This window comes from Microcoleus sp. LAD1_D3 (assembly GCF_036702135.1).
In the GTDB taxonomy this organism is placed as follows: domain Bacteria; phylum Cyanobacteriota; class Cyanobacteriia; order Cyanobacteriales; family Microcoleaceae; genus Microcoleus.
The window spans coordinates 20,156-34,717 of sequence record NZ_JAUBSB010000050.1; the positions used below are offsets into that span (position 1 = coordinate 20,156).

12 protein-coding genes are annotated in these 14,562 nt (G+C 50.1%); 9 read left to right on the forward strand and 3 right to left on the reverse strand.

Annotated features, from left to right (window positions below; all coding sequences use genetic code 11):
• Positions 1–149: 149 nt before the first annotated feature.
• Positions 150–1,136 carry an AEC family transporter gene (locus QUA74_RS22550; RefSeq protein WP_333333669.1) on the reverse strand — a complete coding sequence of 329 codons (987 nt, stop codon included), beginning with the start codon at positions 1,134–1,136 and terminating at the stop codon, positions 150–152.
• A gap of 213 nt (positions 1,137–1,349) precedes the next feature.
• On the opposite strand from QUA74_RS22550, the gene QUA74_RS22555 reads away from it, so the two are divergent.
• Positions 1,350–3,881 (forward strand): vWA domain-containing protein, encoded by a 2,532-nt coding sequence (locus tag QUA74_RS22555; protein ID WP_333333671.1) that lies wholly within the window; start codon positions 1,350–1,352, stop codon positions 3,879–3,881.
• A gap of 313 nt (positions 3,882–4,194) precedes the next feature.
• Here QUA74_RS22555 and QUA74_RS22560 read toward each other — a convergent pair whose 3' ends face one another.
• On the reverse strand, positions 4,195–4,674 hold the full coding sequence (locus QUA74_RS22560) for a GNAT family N-acetyltransferase (RefSeq protein ID WP_333333673.1): 480 nt from the start codon (positions 4,672–4,674) through the stop codon (positions 4,195–4,197).
• A gap of 86 nt (positions 4,675–4,760) precedes the next feature.
• Positions 4,761–5,714, reverse strand: a complete 954-nt coding sequence (locus tag QUA74_RS22565; protein ID WP_333333675.1) for an AraC family transcriptional regulator — start codon at positions 5,712–5,714, stop codon at positions 4,761–4,763.
• Between the two features lie 321 nt (positions 5,715–6,035).
• On the opposite strand from QUA74_RS22565, the gene QUA74_RS22570 reads away from it, so the two are divergent.
• The 8 genes from QUA74_RS22570 (at position 6,036) to QUA74_RS22605 (ending at position 14,562) form a co-directional block, all read left to right on the forward strand.
• A complete protein-coding gene (locus QUA74_RS22570; RefSeq protein ID WP_333333677.1) occupies positions 6,036–6,980 on the forward strand; it encodes a (R)-mandelonitrile lyase in 945 nt (314 codons plus the stop codon).
• A 63-nt stretch (positions 6,981–7,043) separates the two neighbouring features.
• Positions 7,044–7,889: a 2Fe-2S iron-sulfur cluster-binding protein gene (locus QUA74_RS22575; RefSeq protein WP_333333679.1), complete on the forward strand. Its 846-nt coding sequence runs from the start codon at positions 7,044–7,046 to the stop codon at positions 7,887–7,889.
• On the forward strand, positions 7,876–8,868 hold the full coding sequence (locus tag QUA74_RS22580) for a xanthine dehydrogenase family protein subunit M (RefSeq protein ID WP_333333681.1): 993 nt from the start codon (positions 7,876–7,878) through the stop codon (positions 8,866–8,868). The genes QUA74_RS22575 and QUA74_RS22580 overlap by 14 nt, the downstream gene beginning before the upstream one ends.
• 18 nt (positions 8,869–8,886) lie before the next feature.
• Complete coding sequence (locus QUA74_RS22585; protein ID WP_333333683.1) at positions 8,887–11,103, forward strand: xanthine dehydrogenase family protein molybdopterin-binding subunit; 2,217 nt, start codon at positions 8,887–8,889, stop codon at positions 11,101–11,103.
• Positions 11,104–11,333: 230 nt separating this feature from the next.
• On the forward strand, positions 11,334–11,786 hold the full coding sequence (locus tag QUA74_RS22590) for a MarR family transcriptional regulator (RefSeq protein WP_333333685.1): 453 nt from the start codon (positions 11,334–11,336) through the stop codon (positions 11,784–11,786).
• A gap of 14 nt (positions 11,787–11,800) precedes the next feature.
• Positions 11,801–12,565: an NAD(P)-binding domain-containing protein gene (locus QUA74_RS22595; RefSeq protein ID WP_333333687.1), complete on the forward strand. Its 765-nt coding sequence runs from the start codon at positions 11,801–11,803 to the stop codon at positions 12,563–12,565.
• A 203-nt stretch (positions 12,566–12,768) separates the two neighbouring features.
• Entirely contained in the window at positions 12,769–13,896 is a 1,128-nt protein-coding gene (locus QUA74_RS22600; RefSeq protein WP_333333689.1) for an XdhC/CoxI family protein, read from the forward strand.
• Between the two features lie 60 nt (positions 13,897–13,956).
• The gene (locus tag QUA74_RS22605) at positions 13,957–14,562 is read left to right on the forward strand and encodes a nucleotidyltransferase family protein (RefSeq protein ID WP_333333691.1); all 606 of its coding nucleotides are present in this window, start codon (positions 13,957–13,959) and stop codon (positions 14,560–14,562) included.

Here is a 14,562-nt window from a genome sequence, read left to right on the forward strand (position 1 = left end):
TATCTGCGGCTTATTTCCCTAGCAGAAGCCCCTACGGTTTCTCAGCCCCCTGAGTCTTATTTTTAATCAATATAACATAGAGCGCTCAAGGTTTGTGATGCGGATCACTGAAGTAAGCAGCGTTTTAAACTGAGCAATTATTATTTTTGTTAAAAATTAAATAGCCTGATCCATAGGGGAATAGTGAATAATAAACTAACGCAGCCGATGCCGATCGCAGTTACGGCTAATTCGCGATCGAGATTGAAAGCTTCTGCCAACAATGTAGTACCAAAAGCAGGAGGCATCGCCATTTGCAGCACTAGCACAAGTCGCGGCGCGCCCGCGATTCCCAAAAACGTTAATCCCGTGCCAATTACCAAGGGAATTAACAACATTTTAATCGCCAAACAAGCCACAACTTGTTTGAGGTTGTGCAAGGAATTCAACTTGCTCAACTGCATCCCGATCGTAATTAAAGCTAAAGTAATTACCGTCCAAGCGCCTGCTGTTAACAATTCTGCGATTTGTGCCGACAGCGGCAAGCTGCGCGAGACAAATCCTATACCAAAAGCCCACAGTGCCGGATTCATAAAAATTGCCTGCAGGGGTGTTAACCAACTCTGAGGGCGATCGCTTTTACCGCAGTGAGAAGCAATAGCAACTCCCAGTATATTGATTCCCACGGTAGTGCCTAGCAAGTCGTAAAACAACGCCCAGGCAAAGTGTTCCGATCCTAATAAGGACAAGGTGACGGGAATGCCTAAAAAACCCGTATTACCCACCATCGTTGCCAATAAGAAGCTGCCTTGAGTGGGCAAACTCCAAGCGCTGGTGTGTTCCGGGCTATTTTGGGCGATCGGATTAAGACTCTTGAAACGTTCCTCGCCGACACCGAAATTTATCAAAATCCCAGCGAGTCCTCCACCTGCTAGAATTGCCACCCAAGCTATCAGCGGCGCCATCCAAATAGCGCCCGACAAATTGGCGCGGCGGATGAAAGCAACAATGCTCAATGGCGTGCCAAAGAAGAAAAGAAACTTGGCTAAATATGTAGAATAGCTTCTCGGTAGCAGGCGGCCGAGAATGAATCCCAACGCCACCCATCCGATTAGATTTAGATAAAGTTTGAGCAGCGGATTTTCTAAATAAACCATGATTGACTAAATATTTACTAAACGACTTACGCAGATCCATTACTTTTGCCAAAACAGCCCACCTTTAGGCTAGCGCCGCAGTTTTCCATTGCACCGCAGCGCTAAATATTAATGCTTATTCAGCTTCGCAGATAATTTTCCCGACAGGCCTTGACATCCACAGAAGCGCGTGTAATGATTGAGTTGAACAAAAAGTCAACATAAGTGAAAACTATGGCACGGCAAGCGAAACAATCATCTCAAGCCAAAAGTTCCAGCAGCCAAGCAGCCTCCAATACTCGCACCAAATTTACCCTCTACAATTTTGCCGGAAACGCCAAGGCATTCTATCTAGTCGATCGCATTAATTTAGAAAGAAAGCCCGGTGATATCCCAGAAAAATCTGTCGCTCACAGCATCATTATCATAGACCGTTCCGGCTCAATGTATTATGACTTAGAACCGCTGAAAGAAACCCTAATCAAGCTTTTGACCTTAGACGAGTACAACAATTACCAGCTAATTGTCAGCCTGATTTCCTATGCTAGCAATGGGGACGTAATTTGTCATTTCCAGCGAATTCCCATTCAAGAAGTGCTGAAGTTTGACTCTCACTACATCAAAGAAATTCAAAAAATCCACACGGCTGGCAGTACCTGCATATCGCAGTCGATGCAACTCGCTAAATCTCTGGTTAAAGCGGGAGAAATGACAGCGATCAATTTGCACACAGACGGCTATGCAAATGACCCCAGTGCCAATTCGGAAGCTGCAAAACTAGGGGAAATTTGCGAAGAACTAAAAGATATGGATGTGTTTGCCAACACGATATCCTATGCCTCTGCTGACTTCAAACTGCTATCCAAAATCGCCAACACATTATCGGGAAATTGCATCCGCGCTGGCGAAGTCAAAATGGTTTATGATGCTCTTTACGACAGCACAAAACTGTTAGGCAGTTCCGTTGCACCTCCGCTGGAAGAACCGTTAATTAAGGAATACGATTATCAAGTTTTTGTTTCCAAAAGCGGCAAGAAAATCAACGGTTCATCGAGCACGCTGAAAATCTGCGGGCTGAAAGCAGACGATCGGGGACTGTTTTACAAATATCAGAAAGTCGCCAAAGATGAGTATGACAAACTAGATGTTCCCGTTGCTCAAACTGATGAGTCGGTGTTTGCTTTTGCGAAAGCTAACCTCGCTGACGGCAATTTAAATACGGCTAAGTATGCGCTGGCGAGTACCTTCGACGCTACTTTGACGGAAAAACACGCTAAAGCTTTGACAAATGCCCAAATAGCCGAGTTTACGGAAGATTTGGAACAGGCTGTTTTTGCGCCTGAGGTGTTGAAAAATCATGAAATTGGCGATCGGGTAAAAGTCAGCGATAAAATTTCCCTGCTGGAGTTAATCAAGATATGGGAGGAAAACAGCAATAGCATCATCATCAACTTGAAACACTTGCAAGAAAATTATCAGCGAAAAGGTTTGAAGCGAATTGAAGGAAAGCGAGACGACAACGGCAACCTTGTCAAGCCTTGGCTGAAAACAGAATTCTTAGATGGCGGCGAATACGTGCAAATGGGTTCATTTGCCATCAATCAAAATACCGCTACCATCAATATGCTGATTACCCGAAAAGCTAAGCTGGTAAAAGTTGAGGATGAAACTTTAATCGCAGAAGTGGCGGGAATTCTAGTTACAGACCTCAATACTTTCAACAATTATACCATTGTCAGCGACGGCGAAGTTAATATTAAGTCGCTGCGAACCAAAATCAGCAGCAAACCAGTGTTTGATTTGCTCAAAAAATCCGGTGTCCTTGAAAAAGACGGTTCGCCTGTGCAAGAATTTGACTTCCGTTCAGAGTACGATATTAAGTTAGAGACTTTGCCCCTCGTGCCTTTTGACGGGCGTTACGGCAGCCTTGACGGAGTGTTTGAGGAACTCGCAGAAATCAAAATTCTCTCTAGCATTCTCTCGGCTCATTTGAAGGAGGAATCCGAGGCTTACACAGCGGAACAATTGGAAGAATTGAAACAGCATTATCTGTCAAAAAGCCTTTACATCAACTTTCCGACGACGACGGAATACACAGAATTAAAAAGTGCGATCGCCCACGGTTCAGTAGATTCGCGAGTCAGCTACAAAATCGACATCGGCAGCAAAAACATCCTCAACTTCGGCAAATTGCACTCTGCCAACAAATTTCTCGATCGCCTTTATGAAGTTTACCACAAAAACACGGGCGAAAAGCTAGCAAAACCAACATTTGACATCACCTTAGATGAGCCTGTTGTCTTCGCACACAAAACACTGTCATCCCGAACAAAAATCACCAAAGTTGACGACTTGATGAAACTGATTTTCGATGAGTTTCTAGGGTTGGAGGATAACGGAATTGTTAGCGCTACTTTAGCGAAAGTGGGTGCAGATAGTTTGCTGCGCCTTTTGCAAGCGAAATGGCAGGGAGAAGATGTCAAGCGAGAGGAGTTTGTCGCTGCTTTAGCTAATGCCAACGAGCGACTGGAAGGTTATGCTGAAAAAGTGTACAGGGAAAAAGTTTCACCGCTGGTTTTCTATATCGGTTCTACCGGACTTATCCCGGATGAAATGGAGGCAAAAGCGGCGACTGCTGAGGAAATTAATTCTAAATACGGCAACTTGCAATTTTCTAAAGATGAGCAAGAGGGGATATTTTTTGAAGTGGGAGACTGCATTATTAGCGTGTATGCTAAGAATGAGTATTTCACGGTAGGGAAGTAGGAATTATAGCCTTTCTCAGTAACATGAGGTGCTCTCGCGGGCATAGGGCATAGGGCATAGGGCATAGGGCATAGGGCATAGGGCATAGGCATAGGACTCGCCCCCATACCTCACCACGCTTGAGAACCGCTATAGGGTGGGCATTATTTGCCCACCTTCCTCAAATATGGGTGATTGAAATAAACCGCAAAGGCGCAGCGGTGGCGACTAGGAAATAGGTAGATGGGACAAGTGTTAGGTTGCCAAGACGAAAGGAGCGATCGCAAATCTTCTATGATGGGAGTAGAACAAGAGTTTGAGTGTGTGCAATTGCTTAGATTTTAGCTTTATGCCAAGTCATCACTAGATACTTACGATCGTGTTCAACCCCATAACCAGTAGATAAAAACTCGTGTTTATTATAGAAATCAACCGCTATTTTATTCTCCTCATAGACTGGTAACTCAATTGGAGATTTGCAGTTTTGTTTAACCTGCTTCATCAATTTAGTTCCGCAGCCTTTGCGTTTATAATCTTTCAAAATATATAAAGAATTTAATTTTGTCTTATCCTTATACTCACGAGCAAAGGCAAATCCAATTACTACATCACTATCCACTATAACCCATGCTTTAATAGACCATTTATTATTATTATCTTCACCTTTGCCATTCAATAAATTCTTTTTTAGATCATCTAGTTCTTTCTGTAAAGCATCATCAGGCACCAAGCCTAGTAATTTTTCTTCTGTTTTAAATATGTCTAAAACTTGATTAAGATGAGATTTATTATACTTTCTGATTTGTCCAACCATAGTTGATTTGTTCCCAAAATACAGTGAGCGCAATAAATGCCTAATGTTTTAGCGATTTCTGGCCTGATTAGGGCATCTTGAGGATGTCAAGTTGAACTCGCAATCTGCCTAGCAGCTTCTCGCAGCCGCTCCATATCGCGCATCGGTGGTATACCAAATAGCCGCTTGTACTCTCGGTTGAAGTGCGAGGAATCGTCATAACCCACACGGTAGGCTGCACTGGTAGCGTCAAGGTTTTGCCCCAGCATCAGACGGCGAGCTTCCTGCAGTCGCAGTTGCTTCTGGAACTGCAAGGGACTCATGGCAGTGACAGACTTGAAGTGATGGTGGAAGCTCGATACACTCATTCCAAGCTCTCGTGCGATGCTTTCAATCCGAAGCGGCTGGTTAAAGTCTTTACGAAGTCGATCGACGGCTCTAGCAATTTGGTGGGTAGAGCCACCCAGAACTGCAATATGACGCAGCCGACTACCTTGCTCTCCCATCAGCAGTCGGTAAATAATTTCCCGCTTAATCAGTGGTGCCAGAACATTAGCTTCAGCAGGGGAATCTAGAAGCCTGACAAGCCGCACCACAGCGTCCAAAAGATTTGCATCCAACGGACTTACGTTAATCGCTTTCACATTGGCATCCCTTTGTGGTGAGGGATCGCCCGCCTCAACCATGACTGAACCAACAAGAGTGGGGTCGAGATCGAGGCGAAGGCCAAGGTACGGTAGCGCCTTAGACGCTTCCTGAATTTGGCTGGCAATCGGCAGTTTGACCGTAGACAGCAAATAATGCAAAGGGTCGTACAGATAGCGATCGCAGCCCAGAAGCACTTCTTTACTGCCCTGGGCGATCGCACAAAAGGCAGGGATAGAGACACTATGAACGCATTCCGAAGGTGAGGAGAAGCGGTAGAAGTGCAATCCTTTGAGCCGCTCAATCGTCCCATCATGACGAATCGCCTGTGCAATCCGCTGGGTCAGTTCGTCTCTGTGGGCTTGCGCTCTATCTGCCTCGCGCTTTGCCTGCTGGTCGTTGTTGATTAACTCCATATCGGGCTTTCCACTCGTTTTGGCAGCGTTTATTTCTAAGTTTGCAGGATTGTACAACAATCTTAGACGATCGTCCTATTCCTTGCCCTTGAGGATTTTTAGAATGAAGCTAAAGCAATGAAAAACCATTTCGGCTTCTTGTAAGCATTCTGGACTTTTATTTAATAGAAAACTCAGTTTTGATTGGGCAAGAGATTCGCCTACTGACAACCAAAAGGGCATCAAGGCGAACCTTGCTTCTTAAAAAATTCATCCCTATTGATAGAGCAGGCGCTAAGTGCTCGATCTCTACAATTGGGGGTAGCCAAAGGAATTCAAAGGATGAAACTGCTCACCGCAACGGTCATATCGCTTTCTCTGCTCGCTTCGGCCTCGGCCCAAGCAAATCCGGCAGGAACCGCCGAGGGGTCCGGTGCTCCCCAGACCGCGCCAATGCAAGATTCGCAGACAATCAACATCACGCGAAGCGGCTCTGTGCCCTCGCGGAAAGGACCAGCCGAAAATTTCACGGGTTCGGTGCGCGTCGATCCTCTGTTCCAGGCGAACGATCCAGCAGACACGTCTGGCGCCAACGTTACATTTGAGCCTGGTGCTCGATCGGCATGGCACACCCATCCGCTCGGTCAGACCCTGATCGTGACAGCGGGCGTCGGGCGGGTGCAGAGCTGGGGGGGACCGATCGAGGAGATTCGGCCAGGAGATGTCGTCCGGATTCCGCCAGGTCAGAAACACTGGCACGGAGCCTCGCCAAATACGCCAATGACGCATATCGCGATCGTGGAACAGCTCGACGGCAAGAGCACCGACTGGATGGAAAAGGTCAGCGACGAGCAGTACGGCACGCCAGTCCAGGCGCAACGATCGGCATCCGCTGCGCCTGCACGCTCCGTCCCCGCTGTCAGCGTGCAACCGACGCCGGCCCAAAGAGCGTTCGGCGACATCGCCCCCAAGTTAGTCGAGCTTACTGACAACGTGCTATTTGGTGATGTCTGGGAACGTCCTCAGCTATCAAAGCGCGATCGCAGCCTGGTGACCGTCAGCGCGCTGATCGCGATGAACCGTCCCGACCAGCTTCGATTTCACCTCGCCAAAGCCCGCGAAAATGGCCTGACCCAAGACGAGTTGATCGAGACCATTACCCACTTGGCGTTTTACGCGGGCTGGCCTAACGCAGTTACCGCGATTGACGTGGCTAAGGAAGTCTTCGAGAGCACAGGACGCCCGAGCGAAGGCACACAAGCGCCTGCGGTGGGTGCAGACCGTTAGAATAGTCGGCGCGAAAAACAAACACTTGTCCAGGGATTGTTTGAGAATTTTGCAAGGAGCATCATGGACGATAATCAAGAACGGAAAGATTTCAGTTCAACCGAGAGCGATTCGCAGCTCAGCGCGGACGAAGAAACACTGCTCGACCAACTCGGTATTACCGGCGCTGCTCGCCGCAAATTCTTGGGGCAAAGCATGGCTGCCCTACTCGGCACCTTCGCCTTCCACCTGCTGGCTAAAGAGGAGGCCTTTTCCACGCTCGCCGCTGCGCCCGACGCCGTGTTCGCCCAGACCCCTGGGGTTGAAAACGCCGTTAAGGTTCTTTTGAAAATCAACGGCTCGACCCAACGGCTGGAAGTGGATTCGCGCATGGCGCTGCTCGACACCCTGCGCGAAAGACTTGGATTGACCGGCACCAAAAAAGGATGCGATCAAGGACAGTGCGGCGCTTGTACGGTGATCGTTGACGGGCGCCGCGTGCTTTCTTGTCTGACACTTGCCGCTAGCTGCGAGGGGAAAGAGGTGACGACCATCGAAGGGATCGCTGACGGCGACAATCTTCATCCGATGCAGGCGGCGTTCATCAAACACGACGGCTTCCAGTGCGGCTACTGCACGCCGGGGCAGATATGTTCGGCGGTGGCGCTTCTGGAGGAAGCCAAAAACGGCGACGCGAGTCACGTCACTAACAATTTGCAGACGAGCGCCCAGAATGTAGCACTCTCTGATGAAGAAATCAGAGAACGCATGAGCGGTAATATTTGCCGTTGCGGCGCGTATCCGGGAATCGTTGCGGCAATCAGAGAAGTTCAGTCCGGGCGCGAAACAGCCCAGGCCTGGCATTTTGCCAGCGATGAAGAAATTGCCGTTGCATTAAACGAGGAGGGCAAAGCCGATGCAATCGTTTAAATATTCCAGCGCCACCGATGCGGCCAGCGCCGTTGGCACCGTTTCCGCGAATCAAACGGCAAAGTTTCTCGCAGGCGGGACAAATCTGATTGATTTGATGAAAGAATACGTCGAGCGTCCCAGCGAACTTGTTGACATCTCAGGTTTGAATCTGGCGGAAATTCGATCGACCTCGAACGGAATTTCGATCGGCGCCTTAGCCAAAAATACCGACACGGCCAACCATCCACTCATCCGGCAAAATTACCCGCTTCTGTCAATGGCGATTTTAGCCGGCGCCTCCGCGCAGCTTCGCAATATGGCGACCAACGGGGGAAATTTAATGCAGCGCACCCGTTGCCAGTATTTTTACGACATCGCTATGCCCTGCAACAAACGCGAGCCTGGTAGCGGATGCGGAGCGCTTCAGGGGCTTAATCGCATTCATGCCATTTTTGGCTACAGCGACAAATGCGTGGCGACTTACCCGGGCGATATGGCGAATGCGCTTTATGCGCTGGACGCGGTAGTGAGGATTCGCGGCACGAACGGGCAAGAACGCACTATCCCGCTTCAGGATTTTCATCGCTTGCCCGGTAACACGCCCCAAAAAGATAACAATCTTCAGCATGGGGAATTGATCGTCGCGATCGAAATGCCGAAGAATAACTTCGCCACCAAGTCTTATTACCTAAAAGTTCGCGATCGGGCTTCCTATGCTTTCGCACTGCTTGCCGTGGCTGCTGCTTTAGAAACAAGCGGCAACACCATCAAACAGGCACGTGTTGTTTTGGGCAGCGTCGCGCATAAACCTTGGCGTTCGCCCGAAGCGGAAAGAGTTTTGATCGGAAAACCTGCGACGGAAAAAACTTTTGAGGCTGCTGCCGAAGCGGCTCTGAAAGATGCGAAACCGCTTGAACATAACGGTTATAAAGTCGAACTCGGAAAACGCGCCATTGTTCTGGCTTTGCAGCAAGCGATGACGAGCAGCGCGGCCTAATTAGGGAGGATAAACGAAATGGCAAGATACATCGGAAAAGAAATGAGCCGCGTGGACGGCGTAGCCAAAGTTACGGGTCAGGCTAAATACGCGGCGGAATTCCAGGTTCCCAATCTCGCTTACGGTTTTATCGTGCTGGGAACCGTGGCAAAGGGCACGATTAAATCGATCGACACGCGTGATGCTGAAGGCGCCGCAGGCGTAGTTCGCGTCTTTACGCACCTGAACGCACCGAAGCTTGGTCCGAAGTCTTCCACGGAGCAGGCCCCGCCCCGCGCCACCGAGGAGGAAGACAAGTCGTTTCGGGCGCTCCAGTCTGACAAAATCTTCTTCAATATGCAGCCTGTGGCACTCGTCGTCGCCGAGACCTACGAGCAGGCACGTTATGCGGCACGTCTCGTTAAAGTCTCCTACAACTCACAGCAGCACATGACCGACACTGAGGCGGTTCGCGCGATCGCGCGCGTCCCCACTAAAGGGCCGGCTCCGAAGCCGCGCGGTAATCCCGAAGAGGCGATGCGTACAGCGGCCGTGAAGGTAGAGGCCGAGTACCGCATCCCGATCGAACACCACAACCCCATGGAGCCGCACGCGGCGATCGCGGTCTGGCAAGGCGACAAGCTAACGGTCTTCGACAAGACGCAGGGGGTCTATACCGTGCGGACACATTTGGCTTCGAGCTTCGGCGTGCCGGAGGAAAACGTGAGTGTGGTCTCGCCCTTCGTCGGCGGGGCCTTTGGAGCGTCGCTGCGCCCGAACTATTATCCGGCGCTGACAGCGATGGCAGCCCGCGAACTCAAGCGCCCAGTCAAGGTTGTCTATACGCGCACGCAAATGTTCACGGGCCACGGTTATCGTCCGCACACGATTCAGAAGATCGCGCTCGCCGCGGAGCGATCGGGAAAGCTCTCCGCGATGATTCATGAAGCCGTGCACAACACCTCAACCATCGAGGAGTTCTCAGACGACACCACGCGTTTCACGCGCCAAGTCTACGCGTGCCCGAATCTCTACGCGCCGCTGAAGATTACCAACACGGACCTCCCCACCCCGACCTGGATGCGCGCACCGGGGGCCGTTAGCGGTATGTTCGCGCTCGAATGTGCGATGGACGAGCTGGCCTACGCGCTGGCGATCGACCCGCTGGAACTTCGGCTGATCAACTATGCCGAAGTAGACCCGGAGAGCGGCAAGCCATTTTCGAGTAAGGCGTTGCGGGAGTGCTACCGGCTCGGCGCGGAAAAATTCGGTTGGAAGAATCGCAAGTTCGAGCCGCGATCGATGCGTGACGGACGCCTACTCGTCGGTTGGGGAATGGCGACCGGCGTCTGGGGCGCTTCCCAGATGCCTGCTGCGGCCCTGATCACGCTGGGGGTGGACGGCACGGCCAAAGTCGCAAGTGCGACCAGCGACATCGGACCTGGCACCTACACCGTGATGACCATGATCGCTGCCGAGTATCTGGGGCTGAAGTTGGAGCAGGTGAAATTTGAACTCGGGGACACGAAGTTCCCTCGGTCACCGTCGCAGGGGGGCTCTTGGACGACGGCGAGCGTCGGCTCGGCGGTGCGCGGGGCGGCTCTGGCGATCGGCACGAAGTTGCTGGCGCTGGCGAACCAGGAAGCGAATTCTCCGCTCAAGGGGGCTGCCTCCTCGGATGTCGAAATGCTCGACGGGCAACTGCAACTAAAAAGCGACCCGTCGCGTTTGGTCAACATCTCCGCAGTGATGAAGCGTAATAATCTCACCGCAATCACGGAAACATTCGAGTCGCGTCCCTCAGAGGAGCGCGAGAAGTATGCGACGTTGGCCCACGGCGCGCAGTTTATTGAAGTGAAGGTCGATCCGGATGTGGGGACTGTCCAGGTTACGCGCGCCATTGAAGTGAGCGCCTGCGGCAAGATCATGAATCCGAAGGCCTCGCACAGTCAGGAAATCGGCGGCTTTGTCTGGGGCATTGGTATGGCGCTGCAAGAGGCGACTGAAATCGACCACCGTTACGGGCGGATTATGAATCCGAATTTGCAGCACTATCACGTGCCGGTTAATGCCGATGTCTTGGAGATCGATACGATATTCGTTGAGGAGGAGGATAAAGTCGTCAATCCGCTCGGTGTCAAGGGCATGGGCGAACTCGGCATGGTGGGCATCCCGGCGGCGATCGCCAACGCTGTCTTTCATGCCACGGGCAAACGCATCAGGGACCTGCCGATTACGCCGGAAAAGCTGCTGTGAGTCAGATCATTTGAGGAATGAAGTGCCAGCGCTAGTCGAGGCGATCGCCTCCGCGAACCTCAGGGGGAACGGTGCACCAAGGCAACGGTGGGCAGTGTGGAAGAATCTTCGTACCGTCGCCTTGGTGCAACGCATGGGAATGGGTGCAAGACTGGTCCCGAAAAAAGTTAATTATAGGTATTGAACTATTATGTAGTGTGCTATATAATAGTGATTGACTGGATTTTTAAATGGATAACAACTCGAACATCAACCAACGGCGACAGGTGGGGAGGCAGCTTTCGTTTGCCCTCTATAGTGCGTCGAACCGCGTCATTCGGCTTCATAGGCCCTTTCTTGAGCCTTTGGGCCTGACCTATCCTCAGTTTCTGGTCATGCTGGCTCTCTACGAGGGCACCCCGCGCACTGTTGGGGAAGTAGGGCAAGAACTCGGTATGGATAACGGAACCTTGACGCCCCTGTTAAAGCGCCTTGAGAGCGCGGGGTTGGTGACGCGCACCCGTGACCAACAGGACGAACGCCGCGTTCTTATCGAGCTGACAGAAGCGGGCGAGGCACTCCGCGAGGCAGCGTGCTCGATCCCTGAAAAGATCGAGACGGCCTGCCGTCTCTCCGATGAAGACCTTGCTGAGCTTCGCGACACCTTGAACGGGCTGGCAATACCCCGTCAAACAACCCAGTAAAAGGATGATTTATCATGGATAACACGAAAAAAATGAACATCGGGATCTTGGGCACTGGCCATATCGGGAAGACTTTGGCACGCAAACTGGCTGAGGCCGGACACGACGTGAAGGTGGCCAACTCTCGCGGCCCCGAGACCATCGAGGCCGATGTGCTGGCTTTCGGCGCACGCGCGGTCTCGACCGCTGAAGCGGTGGAGGACGTTGACGCGGTGATCCTCTCGATCCCTCTCAACCGCATTCCCACAATCGCGCCGCTAATCGCCAACCTACCAGCCGAGACAGTCGTCATCGACACGTCCAATTACTATCCCCATCGGGACGACAAGATCGATGCTATCGAGGCCGGGCAGGTTGAGAGCCTTTGGGTGGTCGAACAGCTAGGCCGGCCGATCGCCAAGGCGTGGAACGCGATCGGGTCTGGCTCCTTCGCCACTAAGGGCAAGCCTGCTGGAAGTCCTGACCGTATCGCCCTCCCTGTGGCTGCTGACCGCGAGAACGATCGCTCCGTGGCGATGGCGCTCGTCGAAGACACCGGGCTTGATGCTTTTGACGGTGGCACGCTCGCCGATTCGTGGCGTCAGCAACCAGGCACGCCCTGCTATTGCACCGATCTCACGCGCGAACAGATGGCGGCAGCGCTGGCATCTGCCGACGCATCACGATCCCCAAAGCGCCGGGACTTAGCAGTTGCAGTGCTGCAAGAGCGGCTTGGTGACGCTACGACAAATCCGGATGCCGATTTCGGGGTTCGCGTGAACCGTGTGATTTGTATGTAACGTGAGTTCGGGATAAGAAAGGGACAAGCAAGTAAGCTAAAACTCATCACACCAAAGCTTTACAGGCTCGTCCCATGATTAGTTTAGAAGAAGAATTTTGCAGGATTGTACAATAACTTGCAAGTATCGTTATATCGTGCCCTATGCTGAAGTCCTTATAATCAAACTTAAACAGTGAAATACAAAAATTTTTAGGCTGAGCCATGAAAGAAATACACGATATTATGGCTGCTTTAGAGCAAGTAAAAAACACCACGAAAAAGCTAGCCTTGGCAACTTTAGTTAAAGTGGAAGGTTCAACTTATCGCCGTCCTGGTGCGCGAATGTTGATGAGTGCAGATGGCTTGATAGTAGGTGCAATTAGCGGTGGCTGTTTGGAAAGTGATGTATTTGAGAAAGCACAGCAGGTAATGAACACTGGTAGGCCTTGTGTGGTTAAGTATGACTCCACCTCCGAGGAAGATTTAATTTGGGGATTGGGGCTTGGCTGTCAAGGCATTGCTTATGTTTTGATTGAATCCTTGCCAGTAAACGAGCCGAACCAAATTAGTTTTGTCCACAAATGCCTTGATGCTCGGTTTGAGAGTGCTATTGCAACTGTATTTAATATAGAGGGTGAAAGCAAATCTCAAATAGGCGATCGCTTGCTACTAAATTCAGATATCATCAACCACATCAGCGATGAGGAATTAGCAGCAGCGGTTTTAAGGGATACACAAGCAGCACTTCAACACAAAACCTCGGTAGGGAAACAATATCAGTTAACAGGCGGGAAAGTTGAAGTTTTTATTCAAGTCATTGGGCCGCCGCTGTCGCTGGTAATTTTGGGTGCTGGGTATGACGTTCTTCCCGTTGTTCGCTTTGGCAAACAGTTAGGGTGGCATATTACTGTAGTTGATAACCGCCAACGGGAAGCAAGCCGAAAGCGTTTTCAAGAAGCCGATCGAGTTAAATTTTGTTCTCCTGAGGATGTATTAAAAAACATCGAGATAGATGAGCGTACTGTTGCTGTAGTTATGACTCATAATTATTTAGACGACCTGGAATTGCTGAGAGTGTTATTGCCTTCTGGCTTAAAATACTTAGGTGTACTTGGCCCTAAGAAAAGAACAGCCCGATTATTGCAAGAACTACAAGAAGAAGGAGTTATCCCGACTCCACAACAGCAACAAAATTTATATAGTCCGGTGGGACTCGACATTGGGGCAGATAATTCCGAAGAGATTGCTCTGGCGATTATCGCCGAAATTCAAGCAGTAACAGCAAAGCATCAAGGTGGTTTTTTAAGAAATCGCACTGTACCAATTCATGATTCAATCAATAGTCAATAATCAAATAATTAATGGCTAATACGGGTATGTTCTTAATAATCAAAAATTCAAAACTTGGGTATGGTATTTAAAATTGGTCTAATTATTCTCGCTGCTGGAGCTGCAACCCGCATGGGAAGACCAAAACAATTGCTTTCTTATCAAGGACGCAGCCTGATACTCCATGCGGTTGAAGTTGCCTTAGCTTCTATGAGCCAACCTATCATAGTAGTCCTGGGAGCTTATGTAGAACAAATTAAACCGGAACTAATGCCAAAGGCAGTGCAAGTTGTAGAGAACTCCCAATGGCAAGAGGGAATGTCTTCTTCTATTCGCGCTGGTATGAGTATGCTACTGAAAACTAACTCTAAACTTGATGCAGTTATCATCTCACTTGCAGATCAGCCGCTAGTTTCTCCCCAGATTTTTAATCAATTGATTCAGTCTTATCAAGAAACGCAAAAAGTAATTATTGCCTCAAAGTATAACGAAACTACAGGTGTACCTGCCCTGTTTAGCAAGGCCTTATTTCCCGAACTGATGCAGCTTGAAGGAGATAAAGGTGCAAAAGCGTTAATCCAAAAATATATAGATAGAGGATTGATTCTGCTAATACCAGAAGCAGCGATTGATATTGATACGCCCGACGATTACAAGCAGTTGCTATTAAAGAATTTTAAACAGTGA